This is a genomic window from Algoriphagus aurantiacus (assembly GCF_035156405.1).
In the GTDB taxonomy this organism is placed as follows: domain Bacteria; phylum Bacteroidota; class Bacteroidia; order Cytophagales; family Cyclobacteriaceae; genus Algoriphagus; species Algoriphagus aurantiacus.
Genome location: NZ_JAXRUT010000028.1, coordinates 40,586 through 61,644, shown reverse-complemented (window position 1 = coordinate 61,644; position 21,059 = coordinate 40,586). Strand labels below are relative to the sequence as shown.

Sequence of the window (21,059 nt, the reverse complement as noted above, 5' to 3'; positions counted from 1 at the left end):
AAAGCATGGAGTCTCCCCCATGCTTTTAGCATTTAACTTTAAATACTTTTTTTAATAACCCGGATTCTGTTGGACTAAATCTTTACCGACTAAGTCAATATAGGCTTGGGGAATTGGAAAATACTCATTGGTTCCCTGCTCAAAACTAGCATTAGCCAGATGTGATCGGATTTCTTTTTCCTTAGCGAAGTAAGTATTCATTACCTCAGCAGCAATACCCCATCGTACCAGATCAAAGAAGCGATGACCTTCCATTGCCAATTCCAATCTTCTTTCTAATCTGACAGCTTCCCGTGCCGCATCTGCATCAGTCCATGCGGCTTGGTAGGTATTGATTGAATATGCTGAAGCTGGCGCATCCGAACCTATCATTTTTACTTGCTCACTTGTAGCTGCTCTCTGTCTTACCATATTTACCGTAGTTCTAGCTCCTTCAAGATCACCTAACTCTACTTGAGCTTCTGCCTTCCAAAGCAGCAAATCTGCATAACGAATCACGTAATAATTCAAGGCAGAGATATATGGCCACGTCTTAATTTGAAGACTAGACAAAGCCGAGACAATTCTCTTCTTTGGACTATAAGGACCATAAGTAGCCAAGTCTCTAGCCCAATTGCTCTCATAGTTTATCTCCAGATCCAAGTATGGAATACCTGGTCTCCCTACCGTATGATCTACCCTAGGATCCATTAATGAACTAGTATTGTTTTGAGTATCAAAATTTGGCGTCCCATCACTTAAGGTTTGGTAGCTGTTGATCAAGTTTTGACTTGGTCTGTGAAACCCATACTGGTTGTAGAACGGCCCTCCTGGAGCTGATAGTCTATCACCAATTGACCCATTGTAATTGCTAGGCTCGCCATCATTGACAGAATGCTGTACTGCAAAAATGATTTCACTACTATTGTCAAAATCAGGAAGAAAAACATCCCTGAAATTTGGCAATAAGGCATACTTCCCTGAACCAATCACCTCGTTAGCTGCTACTAGTGCCTCAGCCCATTTATTTTGGTACACATAGGTTTTGGTCAAATAAGCCATAGCTGCCATTTTTGTAGGCCGGCCAAGATCTGCTTGATCCGCTGACAAAGAATTATATGCAGCAGTAAAATCAGCTTCTATTTTTCCCCATAGCTCTTCATCAGACAAGATTGTGTTGGATACATAAAAACCCTCATTTGCGACAGCACTCTCATCGATGTAAGGAACTCGATTGTAAATTTTCTTAAGTTCAAAATAGTAATGACCTCTCAAGAATTTTAATTCCCCTTCTCTCTGTATCTGTAGCGTTGGATCAAAAGTTTCACTCCTGTTCAGAAGATTAAGCGCATAGTTTACGCGTTTAACCCCTTCATAAAGCGCCAACCACTTTCGCTGAACATCTGTAGTAGTAGGACTAGTGCCAAAAATCTCCATTTGATGGATTTGACTTTGGTCACCTGTACCTCCACCACCTTTGTATGCATCATCGGAGACCACGTCGCCAAAACTCCAATTGGATGCAGGTGAATTAAATGCACTTGATGCACCATCGAATTGACCATTTAGCACACTGTAAGCAGCGATGATCGCTCTTTCTACATTCGTAGGCGAAGTCATCTCGGAGGGAGCTACTTCTCCATAGGGTACTTCCTCCAAATAGTCGGAGGAACAAGAGACAGCTGTAACTAAAATAGCCACTGTACAGCTAAGGGTACGGAATTTATGTGTTAGAATTTTCATGTTCTTTGTCTTAGAATTTCACGTTTACACCAATTACAAATGTTCTAGAAGGAGGATAAATCCCTCTATCTACTCCGATATCAAGGTTCCTGCTACTTGAAGAATAACTTTGTAGTCCGATCTCAGGAGTCATACCTGAATAACTTGTGAGTGTGAATACATTGGAAGCTTGTCCGTAAAGCCGCAACTCTATGTTTTTTATAGAAGTGCTAGGAAATGTATAGCCCAATTGAAGATTGTTCAGTTTAAAATAGCTTGCATTCTCCAAATAATACGACGAAGGTCTGATGTTATCATTTTGATCATCGAGTGACAATCGTGGTATTTCTGAATTTGAATTCTCAGGAGTCCAGGCTCCAAGAACTGCATCAGATTTATTGTAAGCAGATTGGTTGAAGAAATGTGTTTTGTATTTAGTCAGGTTATATATCTGATGGCCAAAAGAACCATTGAAAAACAAGCCTAGATCAAAGCCTTTGTAAATGAAATTCGCATTGAAGCCAATAATTGCTTTTGGGTGAGGTGAACCAATAGCTGCACGGTCCTCATCGTTGATCACCCCGTCATTATTGATGTCCTTAAATTTCAAATCACCTGCCTGAGCAAGGGGCTGCGCCGTGTAAGCTTCGGCTTCAGCTTCTGTTTTAAATAATCCCAAAGACTCATACCCGAAGAATGTGCCTATCGGTTGACCTACCAGTGTTCTAGATACTTCTTGGCCAAAATTCACACTGTGCAGAGAAGATCCTGGGATACCCAAATAATTGACTCCCTCGCTAAGAGAAAGCAATTCATTCTTATAAAAGGTGTAGTTAAAACCTAAGTTGTAATATACTTCTCCCGCAGAACCGTTGAATTTTGTACCCAATTCAAAGCCCCGGTTTCTCATTTCACCACCATTGATCCATACCCCATCATTGGTTCCTCCATACGTCAAAGGAATTGGAGCATAGATCAACACATCTTTAGTCACTTTGCTGTAATAATCTGCAGTTACTGAAAGTCTCTCACCAAACATGGTCAGATCCACTCCTACACCACTTTGCGTGGTAACTTCCCAGTTTAGATTTTCATTTGCCACACGAGTTTGCACTAGACCTATTGCAACTGCTTCTTGTTGACCATCAATTGGATAATTGGAATAAGTAATGTTGTTCTGAAAACTCGCTAAGGTTGAGTAAGTAGGGACTTGTTGATTTCCGGTCTGTCCCCAACTTGCACGGATTTTCAACTCATCCACATTATCTCCCAAATCCAAGAAATCCTCATTACTGATCCTCCATCCTGCTGAGAATGCAGGGAACACCCCCCATTTATTTTTGGAGAGTCTAGAAGTACCATCATAGCGTACAGTCGCAGACACCAGGTACTTGTCAGCCCAATTGTAATTAACTTTTCCAAAATAGGAAGTAAGATTCCATTTACTTGCACCCCCTGAATTCTGCTGATTCTCCGTCCCGAAGCTTAAATAGTGAAAATTTGGGTCTTCATAAAGGTAGCTTTGTCTGGATGCACTTTTGTACTCCGCATAATTCTCAATGGATTCCTGTCCTAATAGCACATCTAAATTCCCATTACCAATCACTCTGTTATAAGTCAGTGTATTAGTCCATGCTAACTGATAATAGAACGAGCTATTATCTGACAAACTATTCACTGCACGCAAGGAAAGAATTTCATTGTAGGCCGGAGCGAAAACTCGACTATTTTGATTCTCATAGTCTATCCCTAAGTTAGTTTTGAATGTCAGTCCTTCTGATAGAGTAGCTTCTGCGAAGAAATTCCCCAATACTTTTACTCGGTTCTTAGTGTTATCTTTCTGTCGATAAAGATTCCCTAATGGATTTGAAATATCATTGAGGGGATTTCCTCCAAAATTGCCATCCAGATCTTTTACCGGTGAAATACTTGGGAATTGGAATGCATCATAAACAATACTTCCAAGAGATGAATTAGTATTTACATCATTTGTTCTTGTAAAAGAAGCCGTAAAGTTCTCTCCCACATTTAGAATATCCTTAATCTTATAATTAGAATTGAATCTTCCTGAGAAACGATCAAAACCAGTATGCTTTATAATGCCTTCTTGGTTGAAATACCCGAGCGTCATCACGTGACTCCCTTTATTCCCTCCTTTGGCAACACTCACATTGTAAGATTGTACTGGAGCAGTTTTGAAAATCTCATTTACCCAATCCACATCTGCAGAAGGTATTCGTTGAGCAGCGTCTAAGTATTGTGGAATAACAGGGTTATTTGGATCAGAACCATACACGTCGCTGGCTGGAGTTTTACCATCATTTTCGAAAGCCTGCCATAGCATATCGCCATATCCTTGAGCAGAGAGCATTCTTGGCAGATTATAAGCATTCTGCAGCCCTACATATGCATCCAACGTGATGGTTGCCTCTTCAGAACTTCCGCCCTTCTTTGTTGTGATAATGACTACGCCATTAGCCGCTCTTGAACCGTAAATAGAAGAAGCTGCTGCATCCTTCAATACTTGAAGAGACTCTATATCCTGAGGATTAATTGTATTGAGTCCATTGGTGACAGGAGTACCATCAATGATATATAAAGGATCATTGTTATTTACAGTCCCAAACCCTCTAATTCTAATGGTAACATTTCCACCTGGCCCATTATCTGAAAGCACCTGCACACCTGCGGCACGACCAGCTAGCATAGTTTCTACACTTGCCACTGGCATAGATTTCATATCCTCTACGTTTACTACAGATACAGATCCTGTAAGGTCTTTCTTCTTTTGAGAGTCATATCCCATGACTACCACTTCTTCCAGAAGTGAGTCTTCCACCTCTAAAGTGACAGTAATCTCATTAGAATTGGTTATGGTTACAGTTTGAGTTTTGTATCCCAAATAAGAAACAACCAACTCAGCAGCCTCATCATCTACAGTTAATGTAAATTTACCATCAAGATCAGTAATCGCACCAGCAGTTGTTCCTTTCACTAAGATTGAAGCTCCAATAATTGGTTCTCGATCACTTGCACTCATTACAACTCCGGTAATTGTTCTCTCTTCTGCTTTCAGATCCGCGGGAGCCTTATGATTTTTCACATAGATAATCTGATTGATTCTATTAAAATCAAACTCACTTTGCTCTGAAATTTTCTGAAGAGTATTTCTTAGATCTGAATCTATATTCAATGAAATTCTGGATTTGGAACGGACTAGATCCTGATTATAAGCAAACTCAAAATCAGTCTGTTTTTCCAATTGCCTGAAAACTTCCACAAGTTTTACTTCGACTACGGATAATTTCACTTTGTAGCTAGCGAGATCCTGGTGGTTAGAAGAAGTTGCAAAAAGACTTGGGGTAAAAAGGAATTGAAGTAAGTATATACTTATACATCCCTTACAAAATTTTACTACTCTAGTAGGTAAATAATTTTTCATATTTTTAAATGTTTGATTTTCAAATAAGCTGGGCTTTTCCCCAGTTAGAGTGGTCGGGCTGTTGACGCAGTTCGACCCTCGNTTTCATATTTTTAAATGTTTGATTTTCAAATAAGCTGGGCTTTTCCCCAGTTAGAGTGGTCGGGCTGTTGACGCAGTTCGACCCTCGTTTAACCCGGACTATGCATTAGGATTCGTAGCGAGGGTTCAAACTGCAAGAAAATCAGTCACTTTGGAGATCGAGTCGTAGCACCGCTACGGTGAGAGCGAAAAGTGAAGCATAGCGACTGATTTTGAGGCGGTTTGAAGCCGTAGTAGATTTGCTAATGCATAATGCGGGTTTAATACTTCAAAAGGTTTTTTCCATAGGCTTGAATTAGTTTTTACAGTCTTTATAGTCAATAATTACATTTCCATTTTGTTGAATTTCATAGTCAAAATCAGCTAAATTCTGAAGTCCAGACAGAATAAATTCAACCCCACTATTGGCGTACGATGCCTTTATTAAGCAACCATTCTTTTTATATCCTCTCAAATCAATAGCTACATGGTAGCTTCTTGCTATCAGAGCCACTACTTCGTCAAAAGGCAACAAATCAAACTTTATCTCATTTGATCTCCACTTAGAAATGGCTTGGCTATTCACCCGAGAAACCTCCAATTCTAGTGATGGTAATAAAACAGCTTGTTGGTCAGGTAGTAGAATCACCTCCTTTTGATTGTCGTCGGCTGGCATCACTTTCACCTTACCTGTATTTACAGTGACTGTAGGAGTTGCTCCATCCATCGCATACATATTAAAACTCGTACCCAAGACTGTGGTGGTCAGACTTTCAGTTTGTACTATGAAAGGTTTATTTGGATTTTTTACTACTTCGAAAAAAGCTTCTCCTACTAGCTCAACTACACGCTGATCCGCATCGAAAAATTCAGGAAAACTTAGGCTAGAGTTTACATTTAAATGAACAAGGGTTCCATCTGGCAATATGACCTTCGCACGCTGTGAAGAAGTAGTGCTACGATGAAGAATCGGGATTTCAGGCTCAAAACTATACTCTTGATATGCAGTGTAGCTAGCCACAAAAATCAATACTGAAGCCGCCATGCCAATTAGATATTTTTTCCAGTCAATTAAGACCTCTCTGGACACAGCTTGAGGAAGTTTACTTTTAATTCTCTGCTTTATTTCCTCCTGCTCAGCTTCTGTCCAAACCAGATTTTGATCGTTTTGCTGCAATCTCTCAAAAACATCCTCTATCTGCTTCAGCTCAGTAGCAGTGGCCTTTCCTGACGCTTTTTTATGAAGTAGATCTACAAACTGCCTTTTGTCCATTATGTTACTTTTGAAGGGTAGTAACATGAACTTTAAAAAATACTCGGTCGTATTTCAGATGTAATAATTTGGTAACACCGGTAATAAAAGGGTAACGGTATCACCCTATAGAATTAATAAATCCTTGCTCTTTTTGGATGAAAGAAGACTAGGAAATATGATTATCCGCATCCGATAGCTCAGATGATGCCGCGTGTATAATCTCTAATTTTCAAGACAGCCTGAAAAAATCCCTCACGACAGTCGTCAGGACTAGCTCTCGTCCTTTTTAGTCCCGATATCGGGAGGGGGAATTGCCAAATTTGAACTTCTAGCATTAATTCAAAGCACATACGTGCAGTTAAGAGGATACACATAAAAACTTTTAACTGTGTCCTCCGCGTAACCCTCTGCGCCCTCAGTGGCTAAAAAACTTTCAGAAAAAAAGAAAGACTTGAGTTAAAGAGGCTTTCAGCAATTTCATACCCTTCTGCATATGACCCTCAACTGTCCGTGTGGAAATCCCCAAGTTTTCGGCTATTTCGCCTGCAGTAAGCCCTTTTTTACCTCTCAGCTCCATTACTTCCCTGCACTTAGGCGGCAATTCTGCAAGAGACTTTTCAAGCTGTATCAGCCGTGTTCCCTTCACATCATAAGATGCCTCCTCCGGATCATGCCTTTCGGTCTGTTCTGTCAAATCAAATTCCAGGTGCCATTTTTTTGTTCTGATCACATTGGAAACTTGATACTTAACTGAGTTATACAAGTAAGTGGGAATGAATTGTATTTTTCGACTGTGAGCATTTTCCCAAAGACTGGTAAACACCTCCTGAATAACATCCTCACATTGTTGTTTATCCGCTAGGATGTTGTAGGCATAGTTAAAAAGTTTATCCCAGTATCGATCAAATAGCTTATTAAATGCAACATAATTCCTCTGTTGGATTAAGGCATACAATTCGCTATCTGACAAGTTTTCCATTTCTGAATTTGCTCAAAGCAAAGTTGTATGGTCTCTTCTTCAAAAGCTAAAAATTCCTGTTAAGTGTAATTTAAGTTTCTAACTCAAAAAAAGCAGGACACTACCTGAACAATGGGTCTAACAAACTGTATGGAGTCAGATTGGTTTCTGTATTTCAATGGGACATGGCTTATTGTAACATTCAGCATCAGCCAACCAACTCCTTCTCTATCTCTTCCAAAGACTTTCCCTTCGTCTCAGGCAATACAAAGTAAATCACCAAGAAACCGAAGGCACATATTGCTCCGTACAACCAAAAGTTGTTCGCCCAACCTAGATTCTCCCGAATCGCAGGAAAGAAATAGGTCAATGTAAAATTCCCAACCCAATGTGCTAAGGCACCGATAGAAATAGCCGCTCCCCGGATCCGTGTTGGAAAAATCTCCGAAAGCACCACCCAAAGTAGTGGCGCCAAAGTGAAGGAATAAAACATCACATTGGCCAATACAGCTAATACAACCAGATCTCCACCAAGGTCTATAAAGAAAAAATATCCGATCAAGCCATACAGAATCGCCATCGCAGAAGTACCGATCAATAGGAGTTTCTTTCTCCCAAATCTATCCACGGTGAAGATGGTAATGAAAACAGAAAGAACCATGACTCCACCGATCACCACAATATTCAGCATCATTTGCTTCAGATTGTAGCCTGCTGCCTGGAAGATATCTGCCGCGTAATAAATTACAACATTGATCCCGCTCCACTGCTGGAGAAAAGCTAAGAAAACACCAATTCCGAGTAGCTTCACAACCCTCTTCTGAAGTAATTCCTTGAGATTTACACGGCCAAAATCACTTTCTTTCAAAGTGGTTTTTACTTCAGCAATAGTATCATCCGCATACTCTTCACCTCCGATTTTCACAAGTATTTGTCGCGCTCGTCGTTCTTCCCTATTCTTAATCAACCAGGGCACAGATTCAGGTACAAAAAACATCAACACAAAAAACAAGAGAGCAGGAACTGCTTCTGCTGCAAACATCCATCTCCAGCCATTTTGCCCGCTCCAACTCGCTGCTATCAACTCAAAACTTGCATCATCAGCCAATTGTGTATCGGCCAGCGATATTTGCCAGTTGATCAACTGAGCCAAAAGAACTCCGATCATAATCAGGAGTTGATTAATAGTCACCATTTTGCCTCGCTTTTCCGGAGGAGAAAGTTCCGCGATGTAAAGGGGTGAGAGATTTAAAGCTACTCCCATGGCCACGCCACCAATAATTCTATAGAAATTGAATTCCCAAAAAGTCCCAGCCAGGGCTGTACCAATAGCCGAAAGAGAAAATAGCAATCCTGAGAAGATGAGCAGCCTTTTCCTTCCGAGCTTATCACTGATGAGTATACACATTCCCGCGCCTATCATACAACCAACCAACGCCGAGCTCGTTCCCCAGCCCTGATCTGCAACAGAGGTAATATTGAAAAATGGTTCGTAAAATGGTTTGGCACCTCCAATTACCACCCAGTCATAGCCAAACAAAAATCCTCCTAAAGCAGCCGTCAGGCTAATGAGCCAAATGTAAGTTTGGTTGTAAGTATAGGTAGGCTTCATGGGTTCAGGTTTGGGTTAGTAAAAAAAAGAGAAAATCAAAGCGATAAAATAGTGCATTTTCTTATTTCAGCAATCCTGTGGTTACTGCAACTATTTAGAACTTTGTCGGATGCCTTTCAAAACCTTTTCAAATGTGAACGCACAGCATTCGCATTTGAAAAGGTAGAAAAGAGGAAAATATTTATTAAAAAACTGTTAAAGAATGCCCGCAAATGCTCTACATAAACTAACTTTTAAGAAAAACTGAATGAGGAATATATTTTACGTTTTGATTATAATTCTAGGTTCATGCACAATTGAAAAACCAACTGAATATGAGGTTGTTACTTACAAGGATTATCCCTATTACGAGAATGGCAAACCAAAAAAAGCATCTGGAATCTATTATGAAAGACAAAAAATTTCAGCTTCTAATTCCACTTGGTTTACCGAGAATATTCTTGACTCCATCTACAGATTTGATGGAAATGAAATTCAAAAATTCTATTTCAGTCTTATCGATACTGTCGTATATGATTACTTAAAGAATAAAGGATTGAATGACGGAATTGTAATCGAGCATAATCAAAACAAAAGTCACCTTGAACTAAAGGAAGATAACGATGGCTCTACCTTTAAAAGAATTACTTATTCACGACCAAAAATATTGGAGGACTCACCTTATCCACAAGACACAGTTGAGCAATTTAATTACGTCGATTTTCGCAATTATACTATTGGAGAAAGGCAGTTTAAAATTTACTGTTTTGCTTATATTGGAAGGTGCGATGACTGTGATTATTGCATTTATTTTTCAAAAGAGTTTGGTGAACTCGCAAGCTATTCGATTGATTGGTTTAACTTATTATTAATAGATTCCATCAGCGATAACGAGAAATTACAGTTCATAAAGCCATTGACAACAAAGTTGGAACAGGACACTCTCTTTTTTCCATATCCTGATAGCCTACGGAGGAATCATGATGAAATCAGACAAAATTCTTTAAGAATGGAATTAGAATTTTAAACATTTTAGTTAAAACAATAAATAGGGCACTTTCTGATTTCAGCAATCCTGTGCTTACTTCTGTCTGATGTAACGACAATTCGAAATAAGGAGCAGGAGATTTCAGAAAGGATTAAATAGGTATATTTAAAATATATGCAATATTTTGGGCACACAGACAGGAGAAGTTTGCTCAATTAAACCTTTTAGTTATGAATCAGATACTGACTAGATTATCACTACTTATTTTTCTATTTCTTCCAATAAGTACCATCCAAGCTCAAATTGAGAAACAGAAACAAGTTGACGAACTTTTTGCGAAATGGGATACGGATAATACGCCGGGAGCTGCGGTAGCAATCGTTAAAGATGGGGCAATCATATATAAGAAAGGTTATGGTATTGCTAATTTAGAATACGACATCCCTATAACCCCATCTTCAATATTTCACATTGCCTCTGTATCAAAACAGTTTACTGTTTTTTCGATTTTATTATTAGAAAAACAAGGCAAACTAAGCTTAGATGATGATATCAGAAAATTCATTCCTGAAGTACCGAACTTTGGCAAAACCATTACGCTAAGACATTTAGCTTCTCATACCAGTGGGTTAAGAGATCAATGGAATTTATTATCAATGGCTGGCTGGAGATTGGATGATGTCATTACCAAGGAGCACGTTTTAAAACTTGTAAGTAAGCAAAAGGAACTAAACTTTAATCCAGGTGATGAATTTGCCTATTGTAATACGGGCTTCACGCTTTTGGCTGAAGTAGTTTCCAGAATTTCTGACATGTCTTTTGCTGAATTTACCAAGACGAACATCTTTGAACCTTTAGAAATGAATAACACCCTTTTTTACGATGATCATGAGAAAATTGTAAAGAATAGAGCCTACTCATACAGACCTGATTCTAGTGGATATAAAAAAAGTGTTTTGAATTATGCGAATGTTGGAGCAACAAGTCTTTTTACTACTGTTGAGGATTTGAGTCTATGGGCAATGAATTTTACGGACCTAAAAGTAGGAGATTCAACAATTATAAATAAAATGAATACACTGGCTGTACTGAACAATGGTGAAAATTTCGGAGGAGCTCTTGGTCAATTTGTTGGTGACTATAAAGGATTAAACGAAATACAACATGGGGGTGCAGACGCTGGGTACCGTTCTTATTTATCTCGTTATCCTACTGAAAATTTTGCAGTAATAGTTTTTAGTAATTCAGCCGAATTCAACACAGGCGGTATAGCACATAAAGTTGTAGATATCTATCTAAAGGATAAACTAAAACCCGAAGACAAACCGGATGAAATAAAAGAAGCCAGCAACTCTGAAGCAATTACAGTGGATGAAAATGTATTAAATACTTATGTGGGTGATTTTGAGTTACAACCTGGATTCGTAATTAGTATTAATTTAAAAAGTGGGCAATTATCAGGAAAAGCGACAGGACAACCAGAGTTTCCATTGACCCCAATATCTACTACCGAATTTAATGTCGAAGGAGTTGAAGCTAAAATTGAGTTTATTCCCAATGAAGGAGAAAATATAAAACTTATAAAACTTCATCAGGGAGGTCAAATAATGGATGCACCAAGAGTAACTGAATCCAACAAGTCTTCTGTGATTCTTGCTGACTATTCTGGAGAATTCTATAGCGAAGAATTATCTACAACTTACACATTCACTGTTGTCGGTGATAGCCTAGTTGCCAAACACAGCCGATTAAGTGATTTCAATTTGAATCACATAAAGGACGATATGTTTTTCGGTGAAGCTTGGTTTTTTGGACAAGTCGAGTTCACTAGAGATGAAAATAAATTAATCACAGGTTGTAAAGTGTCCAATGGTCGAGTCCGAAACTTACTTTTTGAAAAGATAAATTGAACTGCAAAAAACGAAGGCTTTAAGCTATTAAAACAGCTCAGATACAAACCCGATTTGCTAAAACTGAAACCGGTCCAATACTGCTACGAGGCTAATCAGCGAAATATAAGTTTGGTTGTAAGTGTAGGTCGGCTTCATGGGATCAGGTTAGGATTTGGGGAAAAGCATAAAATACCCTGTACAGGGTATGAATTACAACTTAAAACTTCCTTTCTTAGAGAACTGAATCTTCAGGGGAAGAAAGCTTTGATTTTGGGGAGGATAAATCAAAAGATGAATAGGAAATTTAGGCAAATAGTTGTGTATAAACATACGTTGTATGCCATTGAGAGTGAAGTTTAAACTAATTATTAAATCCATTTAATGAAGCTAAGTTTCCCCGAATTTGTAAGATTATATCCACTTCGTGCAAAACGTATTTCTTGGCTATTTGGTGCTGGAACATCTGTATCCGCAGGACTACCTTCAGCATACGATCTTATTTGGGATTTCAAGAGGAGAATTTATTGTTCAGAGCAAGGAATAGCACTAAATCGTTTTTCAAATCTTTCTGATCGTGGACTAAGAACTCAAATACAAAGTTATTTCGACAAAAATGATAATTGCCCATCAAAAGATACTCCTCAGGAGTATTCATATTATTTTGAAAAAACATTTCCAAAAGCAATTGACAGAAAAGAATACCTAGACAACCTTCTTTCTGGTATGCAATTATCTTATGGACACAAAGTCATAGGCTTACTAATGAAAAAAGGTCATATCAATAATATTTTTACTACAAACTTTGATAAAGCTTTTGAAAATACAGCAGTACAGGTCTTTCGGAATACTGAGGATTGGTATAAAACAGATTTAGATTCAGCCGAGAATGGACTCAAATTATTCCAAGCATCTAAAGTTCCATTAATTATAAAAATGCACGGAGATTATTTGTCTGAAAAACTAAAAAACACAACTGCAGAACTTCAATCTCAAGACACTAAGTTGAGACACATACTAACAACTACAAGTTATACTAATGGTATTGGCTTGATGGGGTATAGCGGCAGAGATGATTCAATAATGGAAGCTCTACACAGTGCATTGGATCAAGATAATTGTTTTCCAAATGGGATATTTTGGTTTACTAGATCTGGCGGTGAAGTTTTACCTGCAGTAAGTAATTTCATTGATATAGCAAAAACAAAAGGAATAGAGGCATTCATCGTTGAAATTGAAACTTTTGATAGTGCGTGGGGTGAAATAATAAAGGGGTTCACTGATATTTCGGCATTAGAATTCGAAACTTTAGGGGAGAGCTACCACCGTAGAAAAAACTCTAGTATACCACCTAAGGGAAAACGGTCTCCAATGATTAGACTGAATGCTATTCCAGTAACTAAGTTCCCTGTAAATGCCCGATTATTCAAATGCGATGCAGGGAATACTAAAGAAATAAAAGAGCTCATTAAAAAAACTGAAGCAGATATAGTAGCAATTCGAAAACAACAAGGAATAGTTGGATTCGGAGCTGACAAGGAGTTTGAAAGAGCTTTTAAAATTTATGGTGATTTCAAGTTTGACACTATCGAACTTCACGAAAAACATCTCGCCTATGATGATTCTGCAATAAAAGGTTTGCTTACAGAGACAATGGGACGAGCTCTCATTTTGAATAGCGAACTTCAATACGTTAAAAGAAGATCTAAACACTTTATTGTCCCTAAGTTTAAGGATAGAAATAATCCGATTTTTGAAGATTTAAAAAAAGAACTCGGGGGACAAATTTATGGAAAAGTAGCTTGCACAAGCATCATCTGGATGCCATGTCTTGAAATTAGTTTGCAGCACAAAGCAGGTTTTGCATATTTACTGGCAATACCAAGTGTATTAGCTAGTAAATCAGACAACGCAGATGAAAGAAAACTAATCGCTCCATTTATTAAAGAGTTAATGGCGAGATGGTATAATGACAAATTCGATAGAATTCTTAGTGCTTGGTTGTCAATTTTCTTTGGTAATAATAAAGAAATATTGATTAATGCATTTGAATTTAATAGTGAAGGTATAAACGCATCTTTCGAATTAAAGCGTAGGACGGCATTCAGTAAATCAGAATAATAATGGAACTTTCACAATTGTCAACAATATCAGAGCCTCAACTCGAGTTCAATATTTCAAAGGCCTCTCCTTTAAATATTCATCCACTTGAAGGGCTAAAAAACTTCGGTCCATATAGCGCAGATTTATTTCCAATTGACCAAATAAGAATTGCTACTATTCATTTGAAAGGAACTGAGCATCTGTTGCGATCGTTGTTCGCTGAATTTGAAAAATCTCACCTCCCTAAGGAAAGGAAAAAATATTTACCAGTTTATGAGGGGTTTAAAAAAATATTCGGTGCTGAGATTTTTTATCAGGAATCAGTTTCATTGGAGCTTGAGGCGGATAAAATTTTCAATCCTTCATTAGAAGATCATATTTCTCTAAGCGATGCTCTAGGAAATGCCATTCGTTCAATGTCACAAAGAACACAGGATTATGATTTACTCGTGATATACTTACCTGATATTTGGAGTAAAGGATTTGAAGATGTTGAAAGTAATTTTGACTTGCATGACTTCCTCAAGGCTGCTACAGCTATTAGGAATATACCAACCCAAATAGTAACAGAAAACGGTGCCTTGGTGTATAAATGTCGCTGCAGTGTTATGTGGAGACTTTCCATAGCTTTCTATGTTAAAGCTGGTGGAACGCCGTGGAAACTTGCAAGTATAGATAATGAGTCTGCATTTATTGGTCTGAGTTATTCTGCCCGGAAGAATCCTGTTACTGAAAAATTTGACTTCATAACTTGCTGCAGTCAAGTGTTTGATTCCGATGGCACTGGATTAGAGTTTTTAGCATATGATACAAGTGGTATAGAGTCAACACAAGGTGCAAACCCATTCTTAACTCGAGAAGAGATGAGAAAAGTTATGTCAAAAAGTCTGGCACTATATCAAAGAAGACATTCCGGTCGATTACCAAAAAGGCTTATTGTACACAAGACAACTCATTTCACAAAGAACGAAATGGATGGTGCTTTCGATGCAATACCAGCAAATGTTGACCTAGAACTACTCCAAATTATTCAAGACACACCATGGCGTGGAATCAAGTATAATAATTACGGAAAATGGAAAAATGACACTTATCCAATCAATAGGGGTTCATATCTAGTGTTAAACTCTCGCGAAATTCTTTTCTGGACTCAAGGTATTGTCAAGGTCAATGGGGGATCATTTTATAAAGAAGGAAAAGGAATTCCATCACCTCTACTAATACGCAGACATGCAGGAAGTGGTGGATGGGATCAAAATTGTCAAGCAATATTGGGGTTAACGAAAATGAATTGGAATCATGACGGTTTATACGACCGCCTTCCTGTCACTCTCGGTTTTGCGTCTGTATTGGCTAGAACAATTAAAAGGATGCAAGAAGTGAAAGACAAACCATATGAGTTTAAATATTTTATGTAGTATAAAAAAAGTTTATGCAGCAATTTTTATAGTGAATATGCACCCTTCGAAATGCAAATGCACTATACAAGAGACTTTATTATAAAACTCCCGCAATAGGATTCAATTCTGTATCGATCACCTCGCCAATCTTCGCTCCCGAGCACTAGGTATTCCAATTAAGTATTTTGTTTTCATTTAAATTTGGCGGAAAAGCCATTTTTATAAATAATTATAAATAGATTGAAATACAACTTAAAAGTTTCTTTATTGATAAGTTGTATTTCAATGTATGACAGTTGAAATTTTGAGAAAAAAGATATATAGTCACAACTAACTTAATTAATCCCCATTTGAAGTAACAAGGGAAAACTTAAAATTAAGCAATTTAATAAAAAATCGTAATAAGTTCAAATAACACACAAAATTTGCGGAGAATGTAAATCAATATGAATGAAGAAAAAGAAAAAATAAAATACCCTGGTTTTCTTAATAAACTTTGGTACGACCCAATTTGGAGTAAAGTAATTTACGCTGCACTTATCTTTTTTGTTGGACTGCTCTATTCATTCTTTTCAACTCAACTTAAGGAAGTGTCATTCTCAGAGGCTTTTACAGAAACAATAAACTATAGCCTACCTCTATGGCTAATATTTATAATATTGGTTTTTATGCTTTTGGCATATGGAATTATTTTTCAAATCAGGCGAAAAAGAAAAAAACACATCGGGAAATTTGATGTTGAGCAACCTATTGGGAATTTTAACTTTAGAGAATTATATAATGCGTTATTGACTCATAGAATCGAACTTCCAATGTCACTTATGGCCGGTTCACCAGATAGGAAAGGAGATCTTTTAAACCTATTCATCCTTTACCAAAGACAATTGAATATGGGAGCTGAATGGAGTCAAGGTGGTGAACAAGGAAATTTCTTATACTATGTTCTTGGTCCAACATTAATGTCATATGGATTAACGGAATTGACTCCTTGTAAGAATAAAGCAGATACTCTAAAGCTCGATTTAATAATTATATCCAAAGTAGGGTATGAATTTTATGCTCAAATAGAAAGATGGCGAGTGTATAACGATATAATCCTGAAAGATGATAACACGAAAAATGAAATTGGAAAACCTCAAGAAAAAACTACACAAAATGATGTATAATGGGGCATTAAAACAACTCTTTATATAATTCATTCGCTTTTCACCCCACAACCGGATTCAATTCCGTATCAATCACCTCACCGATCTTTGCTCCCGGGCACCAGGTATTCCAATCATTGATCTGATTCTTGTTTTCTGGGTTTTTGAGTGTAGCAGACGCATCCATGAAGATCACCATCATCACCTTTCTCATTTCATATGATTATAATTTGATTTTTAAAGGCCATATGGAATCTCGCATATCAGATAATCATAAAAGTGTGTGACGCTTGAGTCATGCTCGATTTGATCAGTTTGATTGGCACCCGCCCGATGGATTACAGATGCACATGCTGGGCATACACAGCGTTATAGCTAATATCAGGACGATCTTGAATACTAATCTAAAAATCTAGCAACTTACTTCCTGCGACAAAAAATAAAATAATCACCGCATTTTTGCGGTAAATGACTCGTATATTTACCGCAAATAAATTTTGGCAATGGCAAAATATATCTACGAATATAAAAACTGGACGGATTTTTCGTGGGATGACAAAGCAATAAATGCTGTATTTGGCGAGGTTCGGCTAATGCAAGGCAAAATTATCGGACAGATGAACGCCCTTGGCTTTTCTACTAAGGAAGAAGCTACGCTTACCGCATTAACCTTAGACGTGGTTAAATCATCTGAAATAGAAGGCGAATTGCTCAATTATGACCAAGTCCGCTCGTCTATAGCAAGGCGCTTGGGCATCAACACAGCAGGACTTGTGCCGAGTAGCCGTCATATAGAAGGTGTAGTAGAAATGATGCTTGACGCCACCCAACGGCACGCCTTAGCTTTAACCGAAAAACGTTTGTTTGGTTGGCATGCAGCTCTGTTCCCAACAGGGTATAGCGGACCTTACCAAATAGAGGTTGGGCAATACCGTACAGGCGAAATGCAGGTGGTTTCCGGAGCTATGGGCAAAGAAAAAGTGCACTATGAAGCCGTAAAATCCAATCTTGTAAAAGCGGAAATGGATACGTTTTTGAATTGGTTCAACAACGACAACCATCTTGACCCTGTTCTAAAAGCCGCCATAGCGCACTTTTGGTTTATTATCATTCACCCTTTCGATGATGGAAATGGTAGGATTGGAAGAGCTATCACCGATATGTTGCTTGCACAGGCAGAAGGAAGCGGAGAACGCTTTTATAGTATGTCAAGCCAAATATTGATAGAACGCAAACGCTATTATGAGGTATTACAAAGCGTCCAACATAGTTCAAAAGACATAACCGAATGGATAAACTGGTTTCTACATTGTCTAAAAAATGCTATGCTCGCCACCGAAGACACCACCCAAAGAATCTTGATTAAAGCTGAATTTTGGAAATTACACGAAAACACGCCAATAAACGAACGTCAACGCTTCATACTCAACAAACTTTTTGACGGCTTCGAAGGCAAACTGCAAACCTCAAAATGGGCGAAAATGGTAAAAGTCTCTACCGACACCGCTCTTCGCGACATCAAAGACTTGATTGAAAAAGGAATCTTACAGCAAACAAATGATAAAGGGCGAAACGCAAACTATGAATTAACCGATGTTAAATTGGAATGACCACTACTATAAGTCGGGTAGGTAAAGGGGACTCCCACCCCTAAACCTCTCACAGAACCGTATCCCGATACGCTTTGCTATTGGGACAGGTTGTGAATCTCTCAGATGAAGTTGTGTGCCTTGTATCATGTTTAGTACTGGAACAGTCTAGTGCTTTGAAATCACTCCACTGAGCCAAGCGCCTAAACCTTAGGATAAAATTCCAGCAATTGGATTCAAAGGTGTATCGATCGCTTCTCCAATCTTCGCTCCTGGACACCAAGTTTTCCAATCATTGATCTGATTCTTGTTTTCTGGGTTCTTAAGTGTAGCAGACGCATCCATGAAGATCACCGTCATTACCTTTCTCATCTGATCAGTTTGATTGGCACCCGCACGATGGAATATCCAGCCTGAGTGAAAGCTTACCTCTCCCAAATCAAATGCTTCAATCACATGATCAAAGTTATTGATTCTCAAATTTTGCTGGATTTTCACTTCAGAATCATCTCCGATTTCCAGATCTCTCCCAAAAACAAGCTGTTGGCTTTTGGCAGAAAACTCCAAAGGCCCCATCTCCAAGGGAGTCGCTTGCAGTGGAATCCATGCAGTAATCGTATTATTTGTATCAATTGGCCAATAATATTGATCTGCATGCCAGGGAGTAATGCCACCTCCTGCCTCTTTGAACAAGGCCTGATCATGATAAATCCTCACCTGTGCACAGCCCATCAAATCTGCGGCTATCTGAGCCAGCCGCTTACTCATCACAAGCTTTTTAACCTCCTCACTTTCCGTCCATAAATTGAAAATCTGCAAAAAAGCTTTACTGTAGGTATCTCTTTCCTCCAATGGTTTATCCTGTGTGTTTTTTCGATGGACTTCTGCCGAAATAATTTCATTAAAGTGAGTGACTTCTTCCGGACTTAGCACCTGCTTCAGTTTGATGTAGTTATTTTCCTGATAAAAAGCTCTGGCTTCAGGAGAGATTGGGTAGGGTTGATTAAGGTTATTCATGGCTTGGGTTATTTTTCTGAAATTTAAAACCTGACTAAAATACAACTTCTTGCCTCCGGCAGATAGAGATAAATATCCAAATTTGATCCAGCTTCTGGAGAAGCAGGATAACCCTCACCGAAAGAAAAACCTCAGGGAATAATTCCCTTAGGTCTTTTAAGCTGCTTATTTTTTTCTCCTTTCGAGGATTTCATCAACTTTCTCTTTGCTGACTCCAAATATTTTACCCTCGGAAGCATCCTCGACAAATCGATCTACAAACTGCTGACTCAGCTCTGAGTTGTCCTTGTACTTCTCTCGCAGCTTTTCCAACCGTACATGTAAGTCCGCTCTTATTTCAGCATACTCTGGATCGTTATAGACATTTTTCAACTCATTGGGATCTTTATTCCGGTCTATCAGTTCCCACTCATCTTCCACAAAATAATAGTGGATTAACTTATACTCTTTTGTTACGATGGCATAATGCCGATTGACCATATGCTCAGCCGGATATTCATAATAATGATAGTACACAGCATCCCTTGTCCATTGATCTTCATTGCCGGTAAGTAGTGGCACCATACTTTCTCCCTGCATATCAGCCGGGGCTTCCACTCCTGCCACATCTAGGAATGTCTGCGCAAAATCCAGGTTTTGAACCATCGCATCGGACTTGATTCCAGCCTTGGTTTTTCCTGGCCAAGCCATTAGAAGTGGCGTCTTAAATGATTCATCGTAGACAAAACGCTTATCAAACCATCCGTGCTCTCCCAGATAAAATCCCTGGTCTGAAGTATAAACTATGATGGTATTTTCCAAAAGATCATTAGCCTCTAAGTAATCCAACAGGCGGCCTACATTTTCATCGACAGACTTAATAGTTCCCAAGTAATCCTGCATATACCGCTGATATTTCCACTTCATTTTATCCTCTTCGGTCATGGAAGGGTAGAGTTTCTTGAACTCTTCATTGACTTTAGAATATGCATTGTCAAAATTTTCCCGCTGCGAAGAGGTAAATCTCTTATACTCGTTTTCAAAGCGGATTTTATCATACCCCACTTCTTCTATCCCTAATTCATCCATTACAGCCGGATAAACTTTATTATCACCAGCCCAGCCCATATCGTTCAAAATGCTCATTTCCGCTTCTGCCGCAGCATGGGTCCTTCCGGAATAATCATCAAAAAGAGTAGCTGGTTCTGAAAAGGTTTTGTTAGTAAATTCCTCAAAATGTCGTTCAGCCATTATCCATGATCTATGTGGAGCTTTATGCAGATACATTAGCATAAATGGTTCTTCTTTGTCCCTTTCTTTTTCCAGCCAGTCCAAGGTCATATCAGTTACGATATCAGTCACATAGCCTTCTACTTTGATATTCCCTTCATTCTTGGTAATAAAATCTGGATTGTAATAGGATCCCTGTCCTGGCAATATCTTGAATTGGTCAAAACCCTTTGGATTATTCCCGAAATGAAGCTTACCAAACATGGCGGTCTGATATCCTGCATCCTGAAGGAGTTGGGGAAATGTCACATTGGTTGTATCAAAAGGATAATGATTGTCGATTTTTCCATTGATATGAGAATGCTTACCTGTCAGGATAGTGGCACGTGATGGAGCGCAAATGGAATTTGTGACTGATGCATTGGTAAACAAAATCCCCATGTCTGCGATTCTGTCAATATTAGGTGTTTCAATCAGACTGTTGTCATAAGCAGAAATAGCCTGATAGGCATGATCATCCGACATGATAAAAATAATGTTGGGGCGCTGAGTTTTTTCCTCTTCAGCTTTTTGACAGCCAAAACTCAGCAATACAAATAAAGCAGGCGTGAACAATCTTAGATTGGGTTTCATAGATATTGGGAAATAGTTCTTAAATCTGAAATGGATGTTATCTTAAAGCTAAAAGGAATTGTGGTTAATCAGATAAATC

At 38.4% G+C, this 21,059-nt stretch carries 14 protein-coding genes; 6 read left to right on the top strand and 8 right to left on the bottom strand.

What is annotated here, in order from left to right; translation table 11 throughout:
- Positions 1 to 51 precede the first annotated feature (51 nt).
- The 5 genes from SYJ56_RS21560 to SYJ56_RS21540 form a co-directional block, all read right to left on the bottom strand.
- Complete coding sequence (locus SYJ56_RS21560) at positions 52 to 1,722, bottom strand: RagB/SusD family nutrient uptake outer membrane protein (protein ID WP_323837806.1); 1,671 nt, start codon at positions 1,720 to 1,722, stop codon at positions 52 to 54.
- A gap of 10 nt (positions 1,723 to 1,732) precedes the next feature.
- Positions 1,733 to 5,143 carry a SusC/RagA family TonB-linked outer membrane protein gene (locus tag SYJ56_RS21555; RefSeq protein WP_323837805.1) on the bottom strand — a complete coding sequence of 1,137 codons (3,411 nt, stop codon included), beginning with the start codon at positions 5,141 to 5,143 and terminating at the stop codon, positions 1,733 to 1,735.
- Positions 5,144 to 5,519: 376 nt separating this feature from the next.
- Positions 5,520 to 6,476: a FecR family protein gene (locus SYJ56_RS21550; protein WP_323837803.1), complete on the bottom strand. Its 957-nt coding sequence runs from the start codon at positions 6,474 to 6,476 to the stop codon at positions 5,520 to 5,522.
- 415 nt (positions 6,477 to 6,891) lie between these two features.
- The gene (locus SYJ56_RS21545) at positions 6,892 to 7,437 is read right to left on the bottom strand and encodes an RNA polymerase sigma factor (protein ID WP_323837801.1); all 546 of its coding nucleotides are present in this window, start codon (positions 7,435 to 7,437) and stop codon (positions 6,892 to 6,894) included.
- 187 nt (positions 7,438 to 7,624) lie between these two features.
- A complete protein-coding gene (locus SYJ56_RS21540; protein ID WP_323837799.1) occupies positions 7,625 to 9,028 on the bottom strand; it encodes a sugar porter family MFS transporter in 1,404 nt (467 codons plus the stop codon).
- A 247-nt stretch (positions 9,029 to 9,275) separates the two neighbouring features.
- Here SYJ56_RS21540 and SYJ56_RS21535 point away from each other — a divergent pair, with 247 nt between their 5' ends.
- The 5 genes from SYJ56_RS21535 (at position 9,276) to SYJ56_RS21515 (ending at position 16,553) form a co-directional block, all read left to right on the top strand.
- Positions 9,276 to 10,034, top strand: coding sequence for a hypothetical protein (locus SYJ56_RS21535; RefSeq protein ID WP_323837797.1), 759 nt, complete (start codon positions 9,276 to 9,278; stop codon positions 10,032 to 10,034).
- A 191-nt stretch (positions 10,035 to 10,225) separates the two neighbouring features.
- On the top strand, positions 10,226 to 11,905 hold the full coding sequence (locus SYJ56_RS21530) for a serine hydrolase (protein ID WP_323837795.1): 1,680 nt from the start codon (positions 10,226 to 10,228) through the stop codon (positions 11,903 to 11,905).
- A gap of 363 nt (positions 11,906 to 12,268) precedes the next feature.
- Positions 12,269 to 14,005: an SIR2 family protein gene (locus tag SYJ56_RS21525; RefSeq protein ID WP_323837793.1), complete on the top strand. Its 1,737-nt coding sequence runs from the start codon at positions 12,269 to 12,271 to the stop codon at positions 14,003 to 14,005.
- Positions 14,006 to 14,007: 2 nt separating this feature from the next.
- Positions 14,008 to 15,405, top strand: a complete 1,398-nt coding sequence (locus tag SYJ56_RS21520) for an argonaute/piwi family protein (protein WP_323837791.1) — start codon at positions 14,008 to 14,010, stop codon at positions 15,403 to 15,405.
- 428 nt (positions 15,406 to 15,833) lie between these two features.
- Positions 15,834 to 16,553 carry a hypothetical protein gene (locus SYJ56_RS21515; protein WP_323837789.1) on the top strand — a complete coding sequence of 240 codons (720 nt, stop codon included), beginning with the start codon at positions 15,834 to 15,836 and terminating at the stop codon, positions 16,551 to 16,553.
- A gap of 40 nt (positions 16,554 to 16,593) precedes the next feature.
- Here SYJ56_RS21515 and SYJ56_RS21510 read toward each other — a convergent pair whose 3' ends face one another.
- A complete protein-coding gene (locus SYJ56_RS21510; RefSeq protein ID WP_323837787.1) occupies positions 16,594 to 16,746 on the bottom strand; it encodes a hypothetical protein in 153 nt (50 codons plus the stop codon).
- Positions 16,747 to 17,035: 289 nt separating this feature from the next.
- Here SYJ56_RS21510 and SYJ56_RS21505 point away from each other — a divergent pair, with 289 nt between their 5' ends.
- Positions 17,036 to 18,142 (top strand): Fic family protein, encoded by a 1,107-nt coding sequence (locus SYJ56_RS21505; protein ID WP_323837785.1) that lies wholly within the window; start codon positions 17,036 to 17,038, stop codon positions 18,140 to 18,142.
- Between the two features lie 189 nt (positions 18,143 to 18,331).
- Here the strand turns inward: SYJ56_RS21505 and SYJ56_RS21500 are convergent, their stop codons facing one another.
- Both SYJ56_RS21500 and SYJ56_RS21495 read right to left on the bottom strand, forming a co-directional pair.
- Positions 18,332 to 19,138 (bottom strand): phytanoyl-CoA dioxygenase family protein, encoded by an 807-nt coding sequence (locus SYJ56_RS21500; protein WP_323837784.1) that lies wholly within the window; start codon positions 19,136 to 19,138, stop codon positions 18,332 to 18,334.
- A gap of 165 nt (positions 19,139 to 19,303) precedes the next feature.
- A complete protein-coding gene (locus SYJ56_RS21495) occupies positions 19,304 to 20,980 on the bottom strand; it encodes a sulfatase family protein (protein WP_323837782.1) in 1,677 nt (558 codons plus the stop codon).
- Between the last annotated feature and the right edge of the window lie 79 nt (positions 20,981 to 21,059).

What these genes read in the sequence shown, in the direction of transcription:
- SYJ56_RS21560 (WP_323837806.1), bottom strand. Translation starts at nt 1,722, where the DNA reads ATGAAAATTCTAACACATAAATTCCGTACCCTTAGCTGTACAGTGGCT.
- SYJ56_RS21555 (WP_323837805.1), bottom strand. Translation starts at nt 5,143, where the DNA reads ATGAAAAATTATTTACCTACTAGAGTAGTAAAATTTTGTAAGGGATGT.
- SYJ56_RS21550 (WP_323837803.1), bottom strand. Translation starts at nt 6,476, where the DNA reads ATGGACAAAAGGCAGTTTGTAGATCTACTTCATAAAAAAGCGTCAGGA.
- SYJ56_RS21545 (WP_323837801.1), bottom strand. Translation starts at nt 7,437, where the DNA reads ATGGAAAACTTGTCAGATAGCGAATTGTATGCCTTAATCCAACAGAGG.
- SYJ56_RS21540 (WP_323837799.1), bottom strand. Translation starts at nt 9,028, where the DNA reads ATGAAGCCTACCTATACTTACAACCAAACTTACATTTGGCTCATTAGC.
- SYJ56_RS21535 (WP_323837797.1), top strand. Translation starts at nt 9,276, where the DNA reads ATGAGGAATATATTTTACGTTTTGATTATAATTCTAGGTTCATGCACA.
- SYJ56_RS21530 (WP_323837795.1), top strand. Translation starts at nt 10,226, where the DNA reads ATGAATCAGATACTGACTAGATTATCACTACTTATTTTTCTATTTCTT.
- SYJ56_RS21525 (WP_323837793.1), top strand. Translation starts at nt 12,269, where the DNA reads ATGAAGCTAAGTTTCCCCGAATTTGTAAGATTATATCCACTTCGTGCA.
- SYJ56_RS21520 (WP_323837791.1), top strand. Translation starts at nt 14,008, where the DNA reads ATGGAACTTTCACAATTGTCAACAATATCAGAGCCTCAACTCGAGTTC.
- SYJ56_RS21515 (WP_323837789.1), top strand. Translation starts at nt 15,834, where the DNA reads ATGAATGAAGAAAAAGAAAAAATAAAATACCCTGGTTTTCTTAATAAA.
- SYJ56_RS21510 (WP_323837787.1), bottom strand. Translation starts at nt 16,746, where the DNA reads ATGAGAAAGGTGATGATGGTGATCTTCATGGATGCGTCTGCTACACTC.
- SYJ56_RS21505 (WP_323837785.1), top strand. Translation starts at nt 17,036, where the DNA reads ATGGCAAAATATATCTACGAATATAAAAACTGGACGGATTTTTCGTGG.
- SYJ56_RS21500 (WP_323837784.1), bottom strand. Translation starts at nt 19,138, where the DNA reads ATGAATAACCTTAATCAACCCTACCCAATCTCTCCTGAAGCCAGAGCT.
- SYJ56_RS21495 (WP_323837782.1), bottom strand. Translation starts at nt 20,980, where the DNA reads ATGAAACCCAATCTAAGATTGTTCACGCCTGCTTTATTTGTATTGCTG.